This is a genomic window from Kutzneria viridogrisea DSM 43870 (genome assembly GCF_000525635.1).
Lineage (GTDB): Bacteria > Actinomycetota > Actinomycetes > Mycobacteriales > Pseudonocardiaceae > Kutzneria > Kutzneria viridogrisea.
On the sequence record NZ_CP007155.1, the window covers coordinates 8,929,756 to 8,950,324 of the forward strand.

Sequence of the window (20,569 nt, forward strand, 5' to 3'; positions counted from 1 at the left end):
AGACTAGTGGCGTCCCCTGCGGTGCAGCACGGCTGCCCGGTCGTAGGCCTCCCGGTGCCGGGATGCGCTCACCGCCCAGGAGAACTCCTTGGCACGCAGCTGGGCGGATGCCGCCAGCGCCGAACGCCGGGCCGGGTCGTCGAGCAGTTCGGTGAGCGCGGCGGCCACGTCGCCCGCGCCGACCCCGCAGTACGCCACCGAGTCCCCGCCCACCTCGGGCAGGCTCAGCCGCCGCGTGGTCAGCACGCAGGCCCCGCAGGCCATGGCCTCCAGCACCGGCAGGCCGAAACCCTCACCCAGGCTCGGGTAGGCCACCAGCAGGGAGCCGCCGAGGAAGCCCGCCAGCTGGTCCAGCGGCAGGTAGCCGGCGCGGATCACCCGGATCCGGTGCGGCACCGCGTCCAGCGCGTGCTCCACCTGCGTGTCCCAGCCCGGCTGACCGGCCAGCACCAGGGTCGGCGGCTGGGCGCGGCCCTGGCAGGCCCTGGCGAAGCCGCGCAGCAGCGCGGGCACGTTCTTGCGCGGCTCCAGCGCGCCGAGGAAGGCCACGTACGGCTGGTCGCCCAGGTCCAGGCTCGCCCGCACCTGGGTGATCTCCTCCGGGGAGGGCACGTGGAACCGGTCGGTGTCCACGCCGTGCTGTGCGATCTGCAACACCCGCCGGTCCGCGCCCGCGACGCGGTTCAGCTCGGTGGCGGTGGCCCGGCTGGGCACCACGCACAGGGTGGCCCTGCTCAGCGAGGCCCTGGTCCAGAACCGGAAGAACCGCGCCTTGACCGAGGAGTGCAGCACCGGGTCGGTGAAGAAGGTGGCGTCGTGCAGCGTGACCACGGAGGCGGCCCGGTTGGCCAGCGGCAGCGTGTAGTGCGGGGAGTGCAGCACGTCGGCGCCCAGTCCCCGCACGAGCCCGGGTAGCGTGGTCTGCTCCCAGGCGAGCCGGCCGGTGCGGGTGGCCACCGACTCCCGCGCGGGCACGATGCGCGAGTTCGGGGCGAGCTCGGAGTACAGCTCCAGGTCCCGGGTCTGGCACACCACGCTCAGCCGTGCCCCGTCGGCGTCGAGGGCGGCCACAAGCGAGTCCACGTACCTGCCCACGCCGCCGCGGTCGGCGGGCACGGCGGTGGCGTCGATCAGCACGTGGGGGTCCTCGCGATGCACCGGTGCAGGGTACGGCGCCGGGGATGATCAATACCCGGGAATCCCAAGATCACCGGGGCCGATCAGGGCAATCGCCCATGGGCCGCGCGGTGCAACTCCAGGTGCACCTGCCACACGGCCTGCGCGGCGGCGCGCCAGGTGAATCCCGCGGCCCGCTCCCGCGCCGCCGCGATCGTGCGCCCGGGATCGTCCAGCACGGTGCGCAGCGCGCTGACCAGCGCCACCGGGTCGCCACGCCGGGCGATCACCCCCGTACCCCCGGCCACCTCGACCAGCGCGGGCGCGTCCGAGTGCACCACGGGCACGCCCGCCGCCATGGCCTCCAGCAGCGGCAGGCCGAAACCCTCCGCCAGGCTCGGCGCGGCGAGCACGGTGGCCCTGCGCAGCACCACGGCGAGCTCGGCGTCGGTGAGCAGCCCCAGTGATCTCACCCGTTCAGGGGAGAGCGACCGGGCGGCGGCGAGCCGGTGCACGTCCACCTCGCCCCAGCCGGGCGGTCCGGCGAGCAGCAACGGCAGGTCAGGCGCCCCGGGCAGGGACATGGCCTCGATCAACACGTCGATGCCCTTGCGGGGTTCCAGGGTGCCCACGGCCAGCACGTAGCGCGGGGGCAGGTCCAGGCGGCGGGCGATCTGCCCGGCCTGCGCGGGCTCCTCGAGCACCGCCGCCGACACACCGTGGCCCACCACGTGCACGCCCGCCGAACCCGGCGAGTGCTCGGCGAGTTCGGCGGCCACCGCCTCGGTCGGCACGACGATCGCCCCGGCCCGCCGGGTGAGCCGTGAGATCACGTCCCGGTGCCAGCGGGCCCCGTGCGGGGTCAGCGTCTCGGGATGCGTCCACGGCACGGCGTCGTGCACCGTGACGACGAGCCCGCGCCCGCGCTTGACCGTGGTGGGCGACAGCGGGGTCGGCGCGTGCACCGAGTCGCCGCCGGGCCACAGCGGGACCCCGCGCTGCCACGCCAGCGCCAATGCCCTGCGCGGCAAGGCAAGCACGCGCGGGCCCGCCACGCCGGGGATCACCGCCGCGCTCGGGTCGGCGCAGCGTGCGACCGCCCCGGTGACGATCCACCCCGGCGGCGCGGTCCGGGCCAGGGCAGCCGCCAGCTCACGTGTGTAGCGGCCGGTGCCGCCGGGGACCGGGGCGAGCAACTGTTCGGTGAGCACGACTAGCTCGGGCACCCCACCAGGGTGACACGTGGGCCGGTACCGTCACGCATCGTGGCTCAGGCGCGGACGACGGTCGTGGTGGTGACCTGGCGCGGACGTGCTCACATCGCCGACTGCCTGGCCGCGCTGGACGCCCAGCACCGCGCGCACCGGGTGCTGGTCGTCGACAACGCCTCGACCGACGGCACCGCCGAACTGCTGGGCGGGCGCGAGGTGCTGCGGCTCAACCGCAACGCCGGGTACGCGGGCGGTGTCGCCTCGGCGCTGCCCGGCATCGACACCGAGTTCGTGGCCTGGCTCAACGACGACACCGCGCCCTCGCCCGGCTGGCTCGCCGAGTTGGAGGACGCGCTGGACGCCGATCCCGGTGCCGCCGCGGCCACTTCGGCGCTGACCCTGCCGGACGGTTCCGTGCAGTCCACCGGGGTGCGGCTGACCGCCGACGGGCACGGGGCCGACACCGCACTGGCCGGGCGGGACGTGTTCGGGTTCTGCGGCGGGGCGGCCCTGGTGCGCACGGACCGGTTGCGCGCCGCGGGTGGCGTGCCCGCCGGGTTCTTCTGCTACTACGAGGACACCGACACCTCGTGGCGTCTTCGCCTGCACGGCTGGCGTGTGATCTCCGTCGGTCCCGCCCGGGTCGTGCACCGGCACGGCGCCAGCAGCGGGCTCGGTTCCTCGCTGTTCCACCGCTGGAACGAGCGCAACCGCCTGCTGATGCTGATCCGCTGCGCCCCGCTCGCCGTCGCCGCCGGCCAACTGGCCCGGTTCGCCGCGATCACCGCCCTGCTCCCGCTGCGCCGGAACGTGCCCCGGGCCGCCAACTTCCAACTCGGCCTCCGCCTGCGCGTGCTCGGCGAGGTGCTCCTGCGCCTGCCCGCCGCCCTCGCCGCCCGCACCCGGATCGGCCTGCGCGCCACGCTGCCCCGCCGCACCGTGTGGCAGCAATGGGCGGGCCGCTGACGTGGGCTGCTCCGCGCTCTACCCCGTGACAATCCCCCGCCACTCCCAGGGGGGCGTCCCCGTCACCAGTCTACCGCCCACCCCCGACATCTGATCTTGCTCAAGATCCACATGTGGATAACTCCCCGCCCGTGGACAACTGTCCCGTACGCCGCGAAAGTGCCCTTCACCGCGTTGAGCGCAGCGAAAGCCACCTTCGCGGCGGTCCCCCGGCCCCCGGTCCGCCCGCGAAACCCACGCCCCCCAGCCTTCACCGCCCCTGGTCGAGCAGCGCGGCGATCTCGGCCGCCTTGTTCATCGGGGCGAAGTGGCTGCCGACCACGTCGTGCACCTCGAACCGGCCGGGGTTGAGCCGGTCGGCGTCGGCGATGAGCCGGTTCTGCAGGGCCAGCGGCATGCTGCGGTCCTGGGTGAGCCGCACGTAGCCGCGGGGCAGCCGCCCGCCGGTGGCGGGGTCGAGCGGGGCTTCGCGCAGGCTGACGTCGAGCTGCTCGTCGGGTTGCAGCCCAGCGAGCACTGCGCGCAGTTGGTCGGGGGTGCCGTCGGCGTAGTAGGCGGCCCGCAATTTGGCCAGCACCTCGGGATCGCCGGTGCGCCAGTTGAACCGGTGGGCGCCGACCTTGGCGAAATCGGCGGCGGGCGTCAGGGTCCGCAGCAGGCTGTCGGCCGCCTCCGGGGCGGTCACGCAGGCCAGCACGTTCTTCAGCTCGGAGCAGCAGAACGCGGAGATGTAGACCAGCCGGTGCACCAGTTCGGGGTGCGCGTTGGCCACAGCGGTGACGGTGACCCCGCCGAGGCTGTGCCCGACGAGCACGGCGGGCCCGATCCGGCGCAACAGCCCCACCACGCGATTCACGTTGTCCTGCAAGGTGTACTTCGTGATCGTGGACGGCGTGGTGGCCATCGCGGTCAGGTCCTGCGGGGTCTGGAACCAGACGGGGTAGTCGGCGTCCGGGCCGTGACCGGGCAGGTCCACGGCGACGGCCGTGCGCCCGCGTGCGACCAGTTCGGTGATCAGCGGGGACATGATGCCCGCCCCGCCGTGTGAGCCGGGCACCACCACGATCGGCCTGCGCCGCACGGGGTCGGCCTGGGCGATCCCGGCGCCGGCGAGCAGCGCGGCGGAGGCCACCGCGCCGCCGAGGAAGCCGCGACGACTCGTGCCGGTCATGCGGCCACCGCCTTGCGGGCGAACTGCGAGCGGAAGGCGGGGCGGGTGGCCGCGAAGAGCAGGCCCAGCAGCACGAGGACCTGCACGCCGAGACCGATGTTCAGCCACAGCGGGAACTGCCCGGAGACGATCGAGTAGCCGATGCCGAGCGAGCCGATCACGGCGATGACCAGCACGCGGATGTAGGTGCTGCGGCGGCCGGAGCGCAGCAGGGTGGCGATCCGCACGTACAGCAGGGAGACGGCCAGCACGACCACCGGCCGGATCCAGGTGGTGTTCGCGAACACCGACCGGGTGTCGGCGACCTCCTGCACACCGGCGGACTGCCCGGCGAGCACGTGGGCGGTCTGGAAGTCCACCAGCTGGTTGTAGAAGGCGAGGGTCAGCGCGGCCAGCACCAGGCTGATCGCGAGGTTGGCGTACAGGAGGGTCAGCACCCTGTTCATCGATGGCTCCTTGCTCGTTTGAGCTGCTTCTTGCTTGGCTGAGCAAAACATAGCGTCGCTGAGCACCCCGGCGCATCGGGGAAATTCCCTGAGACCGCCGTCACAACCCGCGCGACCTGCGAGTTCGACGCCCGGCGGTGGAGCACGCTGGGCCGTAGTGCAGGCTTAGGCCCTGCGGCGTTGGAGGGAGAGCAACGTGCCAGAAGGGGTATCCCTGCCCACCGTGTCGGTGGTGGTTGTCAACTACCGGGGCACCGAGGACACCCTGACCTGCCTGCGCGCGCTGCGCACCGAACTGGACTACCCCGCGGACCGGTTGCAGGTCATCTGCGTGGACAACGCCTCCGGGGACGAGGCGGCGGCACAGCGGCTGGCCGCCGAGCCGGGCGTGCTGTTCGTCCAGGCCGAGCGCAACCTGGGCTTCGCGGGCGGCTGCAACCTGGGCGTGGCGCAGGCCACCGGCGAGGTGCTGGCCTTCCTGAACAACGACGCCCGCCCGCACCGGGACTGGCTGAGCGCGGCCGTGCGCGTGCTGCGCGAGCAGCCCACGGTGGGCGCCGTGGCCAGCAAGGTGCTGGACTGGGACGGCAAGCTGATCGACTTCGTGGACGCCGGGCTGACCTGGTTCGGCATGGGCTACAAGCGGCACGCGGGGCAGCCCGACGACGGCAGCCACGAGATCGCCCGCGACGTGCTGTTCGGCACCGGCTCGGCCCTGCTCGTGCGCGCCGGGCTGTACCGGGAACTGGGCGGGTTCGACGAGCGCTACTTCATGTTCTACGAGGACGTGGACCTGGGCTGGCGGCTGAACCTGCGCGGCTGGCGGGTGCGCTACGAGCCGAGCTCGATCACCTACCACCGGCACCACGCCTCGATGTCCACTGTGGACTCGTCCCGGGAGTACTACCTGCTGGAGCGCAACGCGCTCGCCTCGATGTACAAGAACCTCTCGGACCGGACCCTGGCCAGGGCCATGCCCGCAGCGCTGGCGCTGGCCGTGCGCAGGGCCACCGCCCGCGCCGGGCTGGACCCCACCCAGCTGGAGATCACCAACCGGCCCGCCGACCCGGCCGAGGACGCCGAGCCCGTGGCGGTGCCGCGCTCGGCGCTGTCCGGGATGCTGGCCATCGACCAGTTCGTGGACATGCTGCCCGCGCTGGCGGCCGCCCGCGAGATCGAGCAGAGCAAGCGGGTGCGCTCGGACGCGGACCTGATCCCGTTGATGCGCAAGGCGATGGAGCCCGCCTACCCGCTGCCCCGCTACCTGGCGGCGCACGAGATCCTGGTCGAGGCGTTCGGGCTGGACGAGGTGTACGGCAAGTCCCGGCGGGTGCTGGTGCTCACCGGGGACTCGATCACCGACCGGATGGCCGGGCCCGCGATCCGCGCCTGGAACATGGCCGAGGTGCTGTCCGGGGAGCACCAGGTGCGGCTGGTCACCACCAACCCGAGCTGCACCCCGCCGGAGGCCACCTTCGAGGTGCACCACGCACCGCGCCGGAACCTGCCCGAGCACGTGGACTGGGCCGATGTCGTTGTGCTGCAAGGACATGCGCTGGAGTTCCTGCCCGGACTGAAACAGCGCGGCTCCACCAAGATCGTGGTCTGCGACCTCTACGACCCGATGCACCTGGAACTGCTGGAGCAGGGCAAGGACGGCACCGACGAGCAGCGCGGCAAGGACCTGCTCGGGGTGACCCGGGTGATCAACACGCAGCTGCGCCGCGGCGACTTCTTCCTGTGCGCCTCACAGCGCCAGCGGCACCTGTGGCTGGGCCACCTCGCCGCGCTGGGCCGGATCACCCCCGAGCTGTACGACTCCGACCCGACCACCCGCTCGCTGCTGGCCGAGGTGCCCTTCGGGCTGCCCGCCAAGCCGCCGCAGCGCACCGCGCCCGCCGCCAAGGGCGTGCTGCCCGGCATATCCGCCACGGACAAGCTCGTGATCTGGGCGGGCGGGGTCTACAACTGGTTCGACCCGCTCACCCTGGTGCACGCCGTGGACCGGCTGCGCACGCGCCGCCCCGAGGTGCGCATGCTGTTCCTTGGCATGAAGCACCCCAACCCCGACGTGCCCGAGATGGGCGTGTCCGGTCGGCTGCGCGAGCTGGCGCAGCGGCTGGACCTGGTGGGTCGGCACGTGTTCTTCAACGAGACCTGGGTCCCCTACGAACAGCGGCAGAACTGGCTGCTGGACGCCGACTGCGGGGTCAGCACCCACTTCGAGCACGTGGAGACGATGTTCGCGTTCCGCACGCGCATCCTGGACTACCTGTGGGCCGGGCTGCCGATCGTCACCAGCGACGGGGACTCCTTCGCCGACCTGGTGCGCGGCGAGCAGCTCGGCGTGGTCGTGCCCGCCGAGGACCCCGGCGCGCTGGCCGATGCCCTGGAACGCGTGCTGTACGACGAGGAGTTCGCCGAATCCTGTCGGCAGCGGATAGCCGCCGTGCGGGAGCGCTTCACCTGGGAGGTCGTGCTGGCGCCACTGGTGGAGTTCTGCCGTTCGCCGCGACCGGCCGCCGACCGGCTGCCCGGTGCGAGCCCGTTGGTGCGCAACGCCCCGCTCGGGACGGGCGGCGTGCTGCGCAGGGACCTGGCCCTGGTCAAGGAGTACCTGGACAACGGTGGCCCCGCCGAGCTCGCGCGCCGCGCGGGCGGGCGGCTGATCCGGTTGGCGCGCAACGCGGGCAAGCGCCATGGCTGAGCGGCTCAAGGTGCTGCTGGACGGCACACCCCTGCTCGGCCACCGCACCGGTATCGGCCGCTACACCTCCGCACTGGCCGAGGAACTGGCCTCGATGTCCGATGTGGACGTTCGCGCGGTGGCCTATACCCTGCGCGGCTGGCGCAACCTGCGCACGGTGCTGCCGCACGGAGTCGCGGCGCGCGGCCTGCCGGTGCCCGCACGGCTGCTGCGCAAGTCCTGGCTGAAGTCCTCGTTCCCGCCCGCCGAGCTCTACGCGGGGTTGGCCGATGTCGTGCACGGCACCAACTTCGTGCTGCCACCGGCACTGCGGGCCGGTGGCGTGATGACCGTGCACGACCTGTACTTCCTGGACGCCGTGGACGAACTGCCGCCCAGCGACCGGGATCTGCCCGAACTGGTGCGCAAGTGCGCGCGGCGTGCGGACGTCGTGTGCACCCCGACCAGGGCCGTGGCCGAGGTGGTGCGGGAACGCCTCGGTGTGCCCGAGGACCGGATCGCGGTGACCCCGCTGGGCGTGGACCCGGCCTGGTTCGCGGCCAGGGCACCCGGGGACTCGCTGCGGCGACGACTGCAACTGCCCGATTCCTACCTGCTGTTCGTCGGCGCCGAGGGCCCGCGCAAGGGCCTGCCAACCCTGCTCAAGGCACACGCGGCGACCTCGTCCCTGCCGCCGCTGGTGATGGTCGGCCCCGGCCACTACGGGGCCGACGAGCGTGTGCGGCGCACCGGCTATCTGTCCGATGTGGACCTGCGCAGCGTGGTCGCGGGCGCCTCGGCCCTGGTGTTGCCGTCCAGGGAAGAGGGTTTCGGCCTTCCCGTGCTGGAGGCGCTGGCCTGCAACGTGCCCGTGGTCTGCTCGGACGTGCCCGCGCTGCGCGAGGTGGCCGGTGGACAGGCGCACCTGGTACCGGTCGGGGACATCGACGCGCTGGCCGCCGCCATGACCGCCGCACTGGAGGACCCGCCGTCCTCCGACGTGCTGGCCGCACGACGCGCACACGCCTCGGGCTTCACCTGGCGTCGCTGCGCGGAGTCCACTGTGGACGCGTATCGGCGTGCCACTCGCTAGGGGGGAACAAGAAAGTGGTCGTGCTGTTCATCGTCCTGATCGTGCTGGTGATCGGCGGGGTCACCGCCCTGTTCACCGGTCTGCCCCGGCTGTTCCTCAAGCAGCGGCAGAACACCAAGAACGCCGAGCGCCAGGCGTTCGCGGCGAGCCAGGGCTGGTACTTCTCACCGAACGCGCCCGAGCTGCTCACCCGCTGGGGCACCCGCCCGTTCACCGAGCGCGGTGACCGCCGGGTCGCCTTCGGGGTGATCAGCGGAGCCTACAACGGGGTGCAGTTCACGGCCTTCGACTTCCAGCTGCGCACCCACGTACGGGTCACCAACGGGGCGCGCAGCGAGGACAACTCCGTCTACACGGTGTGGGTGATCCACCTGCCCACCACGCTGCCCGACCTGACCGTGGCGCGGCGCGGCTTCTTCGGCCGCCAGGACGCCAACGAAGTGCAGGGGCTGCACCCCGAGTTCAGCAAGCAGTACGCCGTGTACTGCGCGCAGAACCCGAGGCTGGCTGCCGAACTGCTCACCCCGGCCGCCATGCAGCTGATCAGCCAGCACGCCCAGGACGGCTTCGCCGTGCAGGGCTCGGACCTGGTCTACACCAAGAAGAACACCTTCACCCGGCACACTCCCGCGGAGCTGGTGCAGACCGTGGACATGCTGCGGGCGCTGGTGTCCAGCTTCCCGCAGCACCTCTGGCAGCAACGCCAGCACTGACACGTCGCGTGCCGTTCGAGACACCAGCTGTCTCGAACGGCACGCGACATCAGGGCCGGTAGGCCGCCCCGTCCACCTCGAACGCCTTGGCCAGCGCCTCGCGCCAGGGCCGCAGCGGGGTCAGGCCCGCCGCCCGCCAGGCGCTGTCGGACAACACCGAGTAGGCCGGGCGCGGCGCGGGCCGCGGGAACTCCTCGGTGGTACACGGCTTGACCCGCTCGGGGTCGGCGCCGAGCTCCTCGAAGATCGCCCGCGCGAAGCCGCACCAGGTCGTCTCCCCACCGCCGGTGCAGTGCAGCACCCGCTGCTCCCGCGCGCCGCCCGCGACCACCGTGCGGGCCAGCTCCAGCAGGCCGGCGGCCAGATCCGCCGACCAGGTGGGCGATCCGCGCTGGTCGTCCACAACGGACAGTTGCTCGCGCTGGCCCTCGGCCTTGCTGATCGCCTTGACGAAGTTGCCGCCACCGGCCCCGTACACCCACGCGGTGCGCACGACCCAGGTCAGGTCACCGGCCGCGAGCACGGCCTGTTCCCCGGCGAGCTTGCTCTTGCCGTACACCGACTTCGGCCCGGTCGGGTCGGTCGGCTCGTACGGGCGCGTGCCGTCACCGGGGAACACGTAGTCGGTGGACACGTGCAGCAGCGGCACCCCGCGGCTCGCGGCGGCCGCGGCCAGCCGCCCCACGGCGAGCTCGTTGATGGCGAACGCGCGTTCGGGCTCGGTCTCGGCGAGGTCCACCGCGGTGTGCGCCGCCGCGTTGATCACGACCGGGCGCAGCCCGGCATCGGTTGCGGTGACGGCGAAGGAGCTCACCGCGTCGCTGACGGCCTCGGCGTCGGTGATGTCCAGTTCGGCCGAGCCCGGCGCGTGCAGCAGGCCGACCTGACCCGCCAGCGCGGCGAGGTCACGGCCCAGCTGCCCGCGTCCACCGGGCACCAGCACTGCCAGCTGTGCCACGGCGATCAGCTCCCGGCCAGCGCGGCGCGCTGCTTGAGCGGTTCCCACCAGGCCCGGTTGTCCCGGTACCACTGGACCACCTCGGCCAGCCCCTGCTCGAAGGGCACCTGCGGGGTGTAGCCCAGCTCGGTGGAGATCTTGGTGATGTCCACCGAGTAGCGCCGGTCGTGGCCCTTGCGGTCCTCGACGGGGCGCACCGAGGACCAGTCCCGGCCGGTGGCGGCCAGCAGCTTCTCGGTCAGCTCGCGGTTGGTCAGCTCGGTGCCGCCGCCGATGTTGTAGATCTCGCCCGCCCGGCCGCTCTCGGCCACCAGCGCGATCCCACGGCAGTGGTCGTCGACGTGCAGCCAGTCGCGCACGTTCAGGCCGTCCCCGTAGAGCGGGACCTGCTTGCCGTCCAACAGGTTCGTCACGAACAGCGGGATGACCTTCTCCGGGAAGTGGTACGGCCCGTAGTTGTTGGAGCAGCGCGTGACGCACACCGGCAGCCCGTGCGTGCGGTGGTAGGAGCGCGCGATCAGGTCCGAACCGGCCTTGGCCGCCGAGTAGGGGGAGTTCGGCTCCAGGATGTGGTCCTCGGTCCAGGACCCGCTCTCGATCGTGCCGTACACCTCGTCGGTGGACACGTGCACGAACTTGCCGACCCCGGCGTCCAGCGCGCCCTGCAACAGGGTCTGCGTGCCGAGCACGTTGGTCAGCACGAAGTCCGCCGAGCCCAGGATGGACCGGTCCACGTGCGACTCGGCGGCGAAGTGCACCACCACGTCGGTGCCCGTCATCAGCTTGCCGACCAGCTCGGCGTCGCAGATGTCCCCGCGCACGAAGCTCAGCCTCGGGTCACCGGCCACCGGTGCGAGGTTCTCCTCGTTGCCCGCGTAGGTCAGCTTGTCCAGCACCACGACCTCGGCCTCGGCGTAGGCCGGGTAGGCGCCGCCGATCAGCTTCCGCACGTAGTTCGAGCCGATGAACCCGGCTCCGCCGGTCACCAGGATCCGCATCCGGTACGCCCCTCGTCCACAGTCGTAGGTGTGTCCCACGGTACCGCCCGGTGGTTGGGCACGGGCGAGTTAGCTCAATCACCGAGATGCTTTTACGGTGAGCCGACGCCCCAACCAGTAGTGTGGATCTTCAGCTTCGGGGAGGTGCGCGGGTGGCCGAGCAGGAACCCACGGAGGGCGAGCCGCCCGCGAGATCCTCCGCGCGGGGTGGGCAGGCGGCCAGACTGGGCCTTGGCGCGGGACGGACCCTGGTCGCGCTGGCCTCGGTCGCGGTGCTGGCGATGAGCACCTACGGCTGGGCCGAGTTGCAGAAGGTGCGCTCCGGCACGACCACCACCGACGTGATCGAGTCCAAACCGGCGCCGACCAGCGCCCAGCCGCACAGCACCGGGCTGGACGGCCCGGTGGACATCCTGATCGTCGGCCTGGACAGCCGTACCGACGCGCAGGGCAACCCGCTGCCGCAGGAGGTCCTCGACCAGCTGCACGCCGGGTCCAACGACGGCGAGCTGAACACCGACACCATGATCGTGCTGCACATCCCCGCCGACGGGCGCAGCGCGGTGGCCTTCTCCTTCCCGCGCGACTCCTACGTGGAGATCGCAGGCGATTACGGCAAGCACAAGCTGAACTCGGCCTACGCCTACGCGCGCAACGACACCAGGCAGACCCTCGCGGCCAAGGGCGTGACCGGCGCGGACCTGGACGAGCAGGCGGCCGTGGCCGGTCGCAAGAACCTGATCAGGACGATCGAGCGGCTCACCGGTGGGGCGGTGTCGATCAACCGGTACGCCGAGGTGAACCTGGCCAGCTTCTACCAGATCAGCCAGGCCGTCGGCGGGGTGCCGATCTGCCTGAACACCGCCGTGCGCGAGGAGAAGTCCGGCATCAACCTGCCCGCGGGGCAGCAGACCGTCAGCGGCGCGCAGGCGCTGTCCTTCGTGCGGCAGCGCTACGACCTGCCGCGCGGGGACCTGGACCGGATCGTGCGCCAGCAGGCGTTCCTGGCCGGGCTGGTGCAGAAGGTGCTCTCCGCCGACACGCTGACCAGCCCGAGCAAGCTCAACGCGCTGATCGAGGCGGTGAACCACTCGGTGGTGCTCAGCCAGGGCTGGGACATGCTCAACTTCGTGCAGCAGTTGCAGGGCATCGCGGGCGGCAGCGTGCGCTTCCAGACGATCCCCACCGGCCAGAACGTGATGATCGGCGGCCAGTCGGTGACCCTGGTCGACCCCGAGTCGGTGCACCAGTTCGTGTCCGGGCTGACCGGGGAGGGCGCCCGCCCCACCACCACCGGCAGCGCCGACCCGGCGAACGGGCGGATCACCGTGGACGTGCGGGACGGCTCCGGGGCGCCCAACCTGGCCCAGTCGGTCTTCGACGAGCTGACCTCGGCCGGGTTCACCCGCGGCGAGGCCATCCCGGTGGCGGCGATGGCGCGCTCGGTCCTGCGCTACCCGGCGGGCGGCCGGGCCGAGGCGGAGAAGGTACTGGCCCCGCTGGGCGGCAAGGTCGCGCTGGAGCAGGACACCAGCGTTCCAGCCGGTCACGTGCGGTTCTACCTGGGCACCGACTACTCGGGGCCGGGGTCGCAGGGCTTCGGCGCGGGCGGGCTGAAGTACGTGTTGCAGCCGCCGAGCCCGACCACCGCCACGACCACGCCGACCGGTGAGCCGACCATCACCGCGGGCGGGGTGCCCTGCGTCAACTGAGCCGCGTCATCCTTTCGTTGGGAGACCTCCGCATGGGCCTGATCCGCGGTTGCGCCCCGACTAGGCTTGTGCCATGGGCAGTCGGGGGCGCAAGGTCGCCCTGGTGTGCGGTCGGGTCGCGCTGGCCGCGCTGTCGGCGGGGGTGCTCGCGGTCACCGGGATCGCCAGGGCCGCGCACGACCAGGTGCAGAGCGGGCTGAACACCACCACGGTGCTCACCCAGCTCGCGGCCGAGCCGGACGCGCCGCCAGCCGACGACGGGGCCACCGACATCCTGCTGGTCGGCGACGACCGCCGCACGGACGCCAACGGGGTGCCGCTGTCCGCGAGCGTGCTGCGCCAGCTGCGCACCGAGGCCAGCGACGGGGTCAGCACCGACACGCTGATCCTGTTGCGCATCCCCAGGGACGGCAGCCGGGGCTACGCCGTGTCCATCCCGCGCGACACCTCGGTGCCGATCCCCGGCTGGCGCGAGGACAAGATCAATTCCGCTTACGGCGCGGTCAAGTACCTGACGGCACAACGCCTGCGGGCCGCGGGCGAGCGGGACGAGGACAAGGTCGAACGGGAGTCCGAGGCCGCGGGCCGCAAGGCGCTGGTGGAGAGCGTGCAGGACCTCACCGGGCTGCGCGTGGACCACTACGCCGAGGTCGGCCTGTACGGGTTCTACCTACTGAGCAAGGCGATCGGCGGGGTGGACGTGTGCCTGCTCGCCCCCACCAGCGACCCGGACTCCGGCGCGAACTTCCGCTCGGGGCACCAGCTCGTCTCCGGCGGGGACGCCCTGTCCTTCGTGCGGCAGCGCAAGAACCTGCCCAACGGGGACCTGGACCGCATCGTGCGCCAGCAGACCTTCCTGGCCTCGGCGGCGAAGAAGGTGCTCTCCGCGGGCACCCTGCTCGACCCCGGCAAGCTGTCCGCGCTGATGGGTGCGGTGCAGAAGTCCGTGGTGCTGGACGCGGGCTGGGACGTGCTGGCCTTCGTGCAGCAGGCGCAGAGCCTGGCCGGGGGCAACGTGGACTTCGTGACGATCCCGGTGGTGAACTCCAACGGCACCAACGAACGCGGTCAGAGCGTCGTGGTGGTGGACCCGAACGCGGTGAAGCAGTTCGCGGCGGGACTCGCGCACGGCACGCCCGTCGGGTTGACGGCTGGCCCCGCGCTGCGCCTCAACGCGGCGCCCGCACGCCAGGAGCCGATCAGCATCAACGGCACCCGCTGCGTCAACTGACCACCCCCACCCCGCGAGTCCCGCCCACCCGCACGCGAGTCCCGCTCTCAGGAGCGCGAGTCCCGCCCAGCCGTCAGCGAGTCCCGCCCAGCCGCTACCGACTAGTGTTGCCCCATGAGCGTCACCGCCCGGCTGTTCACCCCGCTGCTCACCTCGGCCGCCCGGCCGCTGATCACGCACTACGACGACGCCGTGGGCAGCCGGGTGGAACTGTCCCGTGCCACCACGGCCAACTGGGCGGCCAAAACCGCCAACTGGCTGCGTGACGAGCTGGACGTGGAGACCGGCAGCCCAGTGTCCGTCGAACTGCCCGCGCACTGGCAGACCCTCGGCGTGCTGCTCGGCGCCTGGTGGTGCGGGGCGCAGGTCCGCACCCGGGCCGAGGGCGCGCTGGTGGCCTTCGTGGGCCCGGAGGGCGAGGCGGCGGGCGCCGACACCGTGGCCGTGGTGGGACTGGACCCGATGGGCCGCGGACTGAGCACCCCGCCCGCGGGCGGCGGCCTGGACTACCTCACCGAGTCGCGCATCTTCGGTGACGACTTCGTCGCCTACGAGCAGGTGCCCGGCGACTCCCCGGCGTTCAACGAATCCACTGTGGACGATCTCGTCCAGTTGGCCTCGAAGCGCGCCGGGGAACTGGGCATCGGAGCAGACGACCGGGTTCTGTCCACTCTGGACTGGTCCACACAGGACGGTCTGGTGGACGGTCTGCTCGCGGTGCTCGCGGCGGGCGCCGCACTGGTGCAGTGCAGCAACCTCGACCCCGAGCTGCTGGACAAGCGCCGCGCCACCGAGCGCACGACCGTGGAGCTGGGCGTCAGGCCGTGACGAGTTCCCGGTAACGCCCCTTCGCGACCAGCGAGTCCAGGCTGTAGCGGCCACCCGCGAAGCCCAGGTACAGCGCGGCCAGCCCCAGGGCGATGACCAGCTCGCTGCCGCCCTCGCTGATCAGACCGGCGCTGGCGTGCACGAACAGGAACGCGCCCGCCATGTCGATCGCGATCAGCACACCGACGACCGGCAGCCCGATGCCCACGATCAGCGCCGCACCGCCGAGGAGTTCCACGGTGGCCGCGAACCAGGCGGAGACACCGGGCATCGGGATGCCCATCTTGGTGAACGAGGCGGTCACCCCGCTGATGCCGTACTCGTTGAACTTCTGCCAGCCGTGGGCGATGAAGATGACGCCGATGCCCACGCGGGCGACGAGGGCGATCAGGTTCCGGATGCGATCCACTGCGAGCTCCTCAGCTACGGGTTTCGGCTCCCCCAGCGGGGCCGCAACCCATGCCACCAGCGGTTACCGGGTGCTCGCAACGCGTGTGCGGTGACTCTGCTGAACCTACGATGAAGCGCCGAGTGAGCTCCAAACGAGCTCTGAGAATTCTCCGAGCAAGTGGGCGATCGCGGGCAGTTCCTCCTCCAGCGCGAAGTGCCCGGTGTCGAACAGGTGCAGCCTCGCGTCCGGCAGGTCCCTCAGGTACGCCCTGGCGCCGGGCTCGGTGAAGAACGGGTCGTTGCGGCCCCAGGTGATCAGCGTCGGCGGCCGGTGCTCGCGCAGCCAGGCCTGCCACCGGGGGTAGCTCTCGACGTTGGTGTGGTAGTCGAACATCAGGTCGAGCTGGACCTCGGCGCGGCCGGGCAGTTCCAGGAAGTACTGGTCCAGGCTCCAGCCGTCCGGCGAGATCAGCTCCGGGTCGGCCACCCCGGTCAGGTACTGCGCCCGAATGCTGTCCAGGCTGAGCATCGCGCGCGCCCTGTCCGCGTCGCCGGGAACCTCGCGCCGCAGCCGGATGAACGCCAGCGCCTGCTCGGAAAGTCCTTCCTCGTAAGCATTTCCGTTCTGCACCACCAGCCCGGCGATGCGCTCCGAGTGCCGCTGCGCGAGCCGGAAGCCGACCGGCGCGCCGTAGTCGAAGACGTACAGCAGGAACCTGTCCAGCCCGATCCGCTCCACGAAGCCGCCGACCACCTCGGCGAGCCGATCGAAGGTGGTCGTGCCGGGCAACGGCTCGGTGTGGCCGAAGCCGGGCAGGTCCGGGGCGATCAGCCGCAGGCGGGTGCCCAGCGCGGTCATCAGCTCGCGGTACTGGTGCGAGCTGGTCGGGAACCCGTGCAGCAGCAGCACGGTCGGCGCGTCCGCGGGCCCCACCTCCCGGTAGAACACCCGCACCCCGTCCACGTCCACGTACCGGTGTCGCATCACATGCCCCCAAGGCTCGAAGATGCATTAGTTCTAGCCCGTGCACTTCTAACGCGTCAACCCCGAGATGTATCATTAGGTCGTGACGTTCCCGCTGATCGGCGAGCCGCTTGCCCTGGACCTGGTCAACACCCGGCCGCACACCGCCGACGGCCCGGTGGACCTGCTCGCGACCGCCAGCGGGCTGCACGCCTGGCTCGCCGCCCAGTCCGAACGGATCGACGAGCCCGAACTGACCGTCACCAAGGCCGTGCTCGAGGCCGTGCACCACGTGCGCCAGCACACCGTCGAGGCCGTGCGGGCCGCCCGGCTCGGCCAGTGCCCGCCCACCGGCGCGCTGCACGCCCTCACCGCCGCTCAACTCGCCGCTCCCGCGTACGAGGAGCTCCGGTGGGACGGCTCCGTGACCACTGTGCGCAAGCGCACCGGGTCGCCCGCCGAGCGGCTCGCCGCCGGTCTGGCCTGTGCCGCCACCGAACTGCTCGTGTCGCCCGCGATCACCTCGGTGCGCGAGTGCGAGGCCGCCGACTGCGTGCTGCTGTTCCTGCCCGCCCACCCGCGCCGCCGCTGGTGCTCCGCCGCCCGCTGCGGCAACCGCGCCCGCGTCGCCCGCTACTACCAACGCCACAAGCCGTGACCTCGGCCAGCGGCGGGCAGCGCCGTCAGCGGCTAGTGTCGGAGTCGTGGTCGACCTGAACATGCCTGAGGGCCTGCTGGGCGAGGAGCGCATCCGCTGGCTCAGCGAGACCGCCGCCAAGCTGCGCGAGGAGTTGGCTCAGGCCGAACTGGACTCGTGGGAGCCCGCCGACCAGGCGGGCTAGAACGACGTGAAGGTGGCTTTCACTGCGCTCAACGCAGTGAAAGCCACCTTCACGGCACGTCGTGACGGCGGTGGAACTCAGCCCCGCAGCAGCGCCCGGGACATGACCACACGCTGGATCTGGTTGGTGCCCTCGTAGATCTGGGTGATCTTGGCGTCGCGCATCATGCGCTCGACCGGGAAGTCACGGGTGTAGCCCGCGCCGCCGAACAGCTGCACGGCGTCGGTGGTGACCTGCATGGCCACGTCGGAGGCGTAGCACTTGGCGGCGGCGGTGATGAAGCCGATGTTGGGCTCGCCGCGCTCGGCCTTGGCGGCGGCCACGTAGACCATCTGCCGCGCGGCCTCGATCTTCATGGCCATGTCGGCGAGCATGAACTGCACGCCCTGGAACTCGGCGATGGCCTTGCCGAACTGTTTGCGGTCCTTGACGTAGGCGATGGCCGCCTCGAGCGCTCCCTGCGCGATGCCGACGGCCTGGGCGCCGATGGTGGGCCGGGTGTGGTCCAGGGTCTTCAGCGCGGTCTTCAGGCCGGTGCCGGGCTCGCCGATGATCCGGTCCTCGGGAATGGTGCAGTCCTCGAAGTAGATCTCGCGGGTGGGCGAGCCCTTGATGCCGAGCTTGCGCTCCTTGGGGCCGACCGAGAAGCCGGGGTCGTCCTTGTGCACCACGAAGGCGGAGATCCCGTTGGACGGCTTGGCCGCGTTGGGGTCGGTCACCGCCATGACGGTGTACCAGGCGGACTCACCGGCGTTGGTGATCCAGCACTTGGTGCCGTTGAGCACCCAGTTGCCGCCGTCCAGCCGCGCGCGGGTGCGCATGGACGCCGTGTCGCTGCCCGCCTCGCGCTCGCTCAGGGCGTAGGAGGCCATGGCCTCGCCGCTGGCGATGCTGGGCAGCACGAGCCGCTTGAGCTCCTCGGAGCCGGACAGGATGATCGGCATGGTGCCGAGCTTGTTCACCGCGGGGATCAGCGAGGAGGAGGCGCAGACCCGCGCGACCTCCTCGATGACGATGCACGCGGCGATCGAGTCGGCGCCCTGTCCCTCGTAGGCCTCGGGCACGTGCACGGCCGCGAAGCCCGACTTGACCAGCGCGTCGCGCGCCTCGGTCGGGAACCGCTCCTGGTCGTCGACCTCGGCGGCGTGCGGGGCGATCTCCTTGTCCGCCAGCGCACGAATCGCCTGCCGAAGCTCCTCGTGCTCCTCGGCCAGCTGGTATGTGCCGAAGTCCGGGTTCACCGCACGCCTCCTGTTACCGACGGGTAGCCACGTTGCTGAGGAGCATGTTAGCGGTCGTTCACCTGCTCAGCCCGCAGACGTGGGCAGCGCCTCCTCGCCGAGCCCTCAGGGCAGCAGGCGGTCGGCGTTGGCACCGACCGCGGTGCCAACGCCCTCAGCGGCGCCGAACCACGCCGGTGGCCACGAGCGACCACTGACCGGCCGGAGGTGGCGACGCACCACGGCGAGCAGGTGAGACACCTGGTCCTCGGGAACTTCGTGGACCAGACGCTCGAGCTCATCCCGGTCGGCGCCGCGCCGTGCTGGCCTGATCAGCCCAGCGACTTGCGCAGCGCCTCGTCCTTGGCGAGCACGAGTTGCTCCAGCTCGGTCTGGAACCGGGCCATGCGCTCGCGCAGGGCGGGGTCGGCGGCGGCGAGCACGCGCACCGCGAGCAGACCGGCGTTGCGCGCGCCGCCAACGGACACGGTGGCCACGGGCACACCCGCGGGCATCTGCACGATGGACAGCAGCGAGTCCATGCCGTCCAGGTACTTCAGCGGCACCGGCACACCGATCACCGGCAGCACGGTGGCCGAGGCGACCATGCCGGGCAGGTGGGCGGCGCCACCCGCCCCGGCGATGATCACGCGAATGCCGCGGTCGGCGGCGTCACGGGCGTAGTCGAGCATGCGCTGCGGGGTGCGGTGCGCGGAGACCACGCTGACCTCGAAGGGCACCTCGAACTCGGTGAGCGCCTCGGTGGCGGCCTTCATGACCGGCCAGTCCGAGTCGCTTCCCATGATCACGCCGACCAGCGCCACAACTACTTCCCTCCGTGGATGTCGTACCCGTCGAGCCACTCGCCGTGCGAGAGCCAGTGCGCGGCGAGCCGGGCGCGACCGCGCACCCGCTCCATCTCCTCGCCCAGCACGGTGACGTGCCCGACCTTGCGGCCCGGCCGCTCGGCCTTGCCGTACAGGTGCACGTGCGCGTCGCGGAACCGGGCGAACAGGTGGTGCACCCGCTCGTCCACGCCCATCGCGGGCGGGACCTCGGCGCCGAGCACGTTGGCCATGACCACGGCGGGCGCGAGCGGGTCGGTGTCGCCGAGCGGGTAGTCCAGCACCGCGCGCAGGTGCTGCTCGAACTGGGAGGTGCGGGCGCCCTCGATGGTCCAGTGCCCGGAGTTGTGCGGGCGCATCGCCAGCTCGTTGACGAGCACGCCATCCCCGGTGTCGAACAGCTCCACCGCGAGCACGCCGACCACACCCAGCTCACCGGCGATCTTCAGCGCCAGCTCCTGGGCGGCCTCGGCCCTGTCCGGGTCCACGTCGGGGGCGGGCGCCAGGACCTCCACGCAGATGCCGTCGGACTGCACGGTCTGCACCAGCGGCCAGGCGGCGCCCTGCCCGAACGGGGAGCGGGCCACCAGCGCGGCGAACTCGCGCCGCATCGGCACACACTGCTCGACCAGCAGTGGGGTACCCGCGTCCAGCAGTTCCGGCACGACGCGCTGGGCGCTCTGCGGGGTGTTCAACATCCACACGCCACGCCCGTCGTACCCACCGCGAGCGGCCTTGAGCACGCAGGGCCAGCCGTGCTCACCGCCGAAGGCCAGCACGTCACCGACCTTGGTGACCTCGGCGAACGGCGGGATCGGCAGCCCGAGCTCGCCGAGCCGCCTGCGCATCACCAGCTTGTCCTGCGCGTGCACGAGGGCGTCCGGGCCGGGATGCACCTTCACGCCCTCGGCGACCAGCGCGCGCAGGTGCTCGGTGGGCACGTGCTCGTGGTCGAAGGTCAGCACGTCGCACCCGGCCGCGAAGGAGCGCAGCGCGTCCAGGTCGGTGTGGTGCCCGAGTTGCACCTCGGGTGTGACCAGCGGGGCTGGCTCGTCAGCCGTGACGGAGAGCACACGCAGCGCTTGGCCGAGCGGGATCGCGGCTTGGTGCGTCATCCGGGCGAGTTGCCCGCCGCCCACCATGCCGACGACGGGGAGACCGGTTCGAGAGTCCACGGTT

The 20,569-nt window shown here is 71.8% G+C and carries 20 protein-coding genes; 9 read left to right on the forward strand and 11 right to left on the reverse strand.

Features of this window, described 5'->3' with window-relative positions; all coding sequences use genetic code 11:
• Positions 1–3 precede the first annotated feature (3 nt).
• Together KALB_RS38930 and KALB_RS38935 are read right to left on the reverse strand one after the other, a co-directional pair.
• Positions 4–1,137, reverse strand: coding sequence for a glycosyltransferase family 4 protein (locus KALB_RS38930; RefSeq protein WP_025361094.1), 1,134 nt, complete (start codon positions 1,135–1,137; stop codon positions 4–6).
• 83 nt (positions 1,138–1,220) lie between these two features.
• Positions 1,221–2,342, reverse strand: coding sequence for a glycosyltransferase family 4 protein (locus KALB_RS38935; protein ID WP_025361095.1), 1,122 nt, complete (start codon positions 2,340–2,342; stop codon positions 1,221–1,223).
• A gap of 39 nt (positions 2,343–2,381) precedes the next feature.
• Here KALB_RS38935 and KALB_RS38940 point away from each other — a divergent pair, with 39 nt between their 5' ends.
• Positions 2,382–3,293: a glycosyltransferase family 2 protein gene (locus tag KALB_RS38940; protein ID WP_030112113.1), complete on the forward strand. Its 912-nt coding sequence runs from the start codon at positions 2,382–2,384 to the stop codon at positions 3,291–3,293.
• A 250-nt stretch (positions 3,294–3,543) separates the two neighbouring features.
• On the opposite strand, the gene KALB_RS47995 is transcribed toward KALB_RS38940, so the two are convergent.
• Both KALB_RS47995 and KALB_RS48000 read right to left on the reverse strand, forming a co-directional pair.
• The gene (locus KALB_RS47995) at positions 3,544–4,464 is read right to left on the reverse strand and encodes an alpha/beta fold hydrolase (RefSeq protein ID WP_025361097.1); all 921 of its coding nucleotides are present in this window, start codon (positions 4,462–4,464) and stop codon (positions 3,544–3,546) included.
• Entirely contained in the window at positions 4,461–4,910 is a 450-nt protein-coding gene (locus KALB_RS48000) for a hypothetical protein (protein WP_025361098.1), read from the reverse strand. Before KALB_RS48000 ends, KALB_RS47995 begins: the two co-directional genes overlap by 4 nt.
• 196 nt (positions 4,911–5,106) lie before the next feature.
• Here KALB_RS48000 and KALB_RS38955 point away from each other — a divergent pair, with 196 nt between their 5' ends.
• From KALB_RS38955 to KALB_RS38965, 3 genes are read left to right on the forward strand one after another with little or no spacing between them, the layout of a single operon-like run.
• Entirely contained in the window at positions 5,107–7,617 is a 2,511-nt protein-coding gene (locus KALB_RS38955; protein ID WP_025361099.1) for a glycosyltransferase, read from the forward strand.
• Complete coding sequence (locus KALB_RS38960) at positions 7,610–8,689, forward strand: glycosyltransferase family 4 protein (protein WP_025361100.1); 1,080 nt, start codon at positions 7,610–7,612, stop codon at positions 8,687–8,689. Before KALB_RS38955 ends, KALB_RS38960 begins: the two co-directional genes overlap by 8 nt.
• Before the next feature lie 20 nt (positions 8,690–8,709).
• Positions 8,710–9,402 (forward strand): hypothetical protein, encoded by a 693-nt coding sequence (locus tag KALB_RS38965; RefSeq protein ID WP_148309821.1) that lies wholly within the window; start codon positions 8,710–8,712, stop codon positions 9,400–9,402.
• Between the two features lie 49 nt (positions 9,403–9,451).
• Here KALB_RS38965 and rfbD read toward each other — a convergent pair whose 3' ends face one another.
• Positions 9,452–10,360, reverse strand: coding sequence for a dTDP-4-dehydrorhamnose reductase (gene rfbD, locus KALB_RS38970; RefSeq protein ID WP_025361102.1), 909 nt, complete (start codon positions 10,358–10,360; stop codon positions 9,452–9,454).
• A gap of 5 nt (positions 10,361–10,365) precedes the next feature.
• A complete protein-coding gene (gene rfbB / locus KALB_RS38975) occupies positions 10,366–11,358 on the reverse strand; it encodes a dTDP-glucose 4,6-dehydratase (protein ID WP_025361103.1) in 993 nt (330 codons plus the stop codon).
• A 152-nt stretch (positions 11,359–11,510) separates the two neighbouring features.
• On the opposite strand from rfbB, the gene KALB_RS38980 reads away from it, so the two are divergent.
• The 3 genes from KALB_RS38980 to KALB_RS38990 all read left to right on the forward strand — a co-directional run bounded on the left by KALB_RS38980 (position 11,511) and on the right by KALB_RS38990 (position 15,129).
• Positions 11,511–13,070, forward strand: coding sequence for an LCP family protein (locus tag KALB_RS38980; RefSeq protein ID WP_025361104.1), 1,560 nt, complete (start codon positions 11,511–11,513; stop codon positions 13,068–13,070).
• A gap of 73 nt (positions 13,071–13,143) precedes the next feature.
• A complete protein-coding gene (locus KALB_RS38985; RefSeq protein ID WP_025361105.1) occupies positions 13,144–14,301 on the forward strand; it encodes an LCP family protein in 1,158 nt (385 codons plus the stop codon).
• A 114-nt stretch (positions 14,302–14,415) separates the two neighbouring features.
• The gene (locus tag KALB_RS38990) at positions 14,416–15,129 is read left to right on the forward strand and encodes a TIGR03089 family protein (RefSeq protein WP_025361106.1); all 714 of its coding nucleotides are present in this window, start codon (positions 14,416–14,418) and stop codon (positions 15,127–15,129) included.
• Here the strand turns inward: KALB_RS38990 and KALB_RS38995 are convergent.
• Together KALB_RS38995 and KALB_RS39000 are read right to left on the reverse strand one after the other, a co-directional pair.
• On the reverse strand, positions 15,119–15,538 hold the full coding sequence (locus tag KALB_RS38995) for a DoxX family protein (protein ID WP_025361107.1): 420 nt from the start codon (positions 15,536–15,538) through the stop codon (positions 15,119–15,121). The two genes, KALB_RS38990 and KALB_RS38995, sit on opposite strands and share 11 nt — an antisense overlap.
• A gap of 105 nt (positions 15,539–15,643) precedes the next feature.
• Positions 15,644–16,504 carry an alpha/beta fold hydrolase gene (locus tag KALB_RS39000; protein ID WP_025361108.1) on the reverse strand — a complete coding sequence of 287 codons (861 nt, stop codon included), beginning with the start codon at positions 16,502–16,504 and terminating at the stop codon, positions 15,644–15,646.
• Positions 16,505–16,586: 82 nt separating this feature from the next.
• Between KALB_RS39000 and KALB_RS39005 the strand changes: the two genes are divergently transcribed.
• Together KALB_RS39005 and KALB_RS48005 are read left to right on the forward strand one after the other, a co-directional pair.
• Positions 16,587–17,141, forward strand: coding sequence for a CGNR zinc finger domain-containing protein (locus KALB_RS39005; protein WP_025361109.1), 555 nt, complete (start codon positions 16,587–16,589; stop codon positions 17,139–17,141).
• A gap of 46 nt (positions 17,142–17,187) precedes the next feature.
• Positions 17,188–17,325, forward strand: coding sequence for a hypothetical protein (locus tag KALB_RS48005; protein WP_158510888.1), 138 nt, complete (start codon positions 17,188–17,190; stop codon positions 17,323–17,325).
• Positions 17,326–17,402: 77 nt separating this feature from the next.
• Here the strand turns inward: KALB_RS48005 and KALB_RS39010 are convergent, their stop codons facing one another.
• The 3 genes from KALB_RS39010 to KALB_RS39025 all read right to left on the reverse strand — a co-directional run bounded on the left by KALB_RS39010 (position 17,403) and on the right by KALB_RS39025 (position 20,565).
• Entirely contained in the window at positions 17,403–18,566 is a 1,164-nt protein-coding gene (locus KALB_RS39010) for an acyl-CoA dehydrogenase (protein WP_025361110.1), read from the reverse strand.
• 311 nt (positions 18,567–18,877) lie between these two features.
• Entirely contained in the window at positions 18,878–19,348 is a 471-nt protein-coding gene (purE, locus tag KALB_RS39020) for a 5-(carboxyamino)imidazole ribonucleotide mutase (RefSeq protein WP_030108408.1), read from the reverse strand.
• A gap of 23 nt (positions 19,349–19,371) precedes the next feature.
• The gene (locus tag KALB_RS39025) at positions 19,372–20,565 is read right to left on the reverse strand and encodes a 5-(carboxyamino)imidazole ribonucleotide synthase (protein ID WP_025361112.1); all 1,194 of its coding nucleotides are present in this window, start codon (positions 20,563–20,565) and stop codon (positions 19,372–19,374) included.
• Positions 20,566–20,569: the final 4 nt, after the last annotated feature.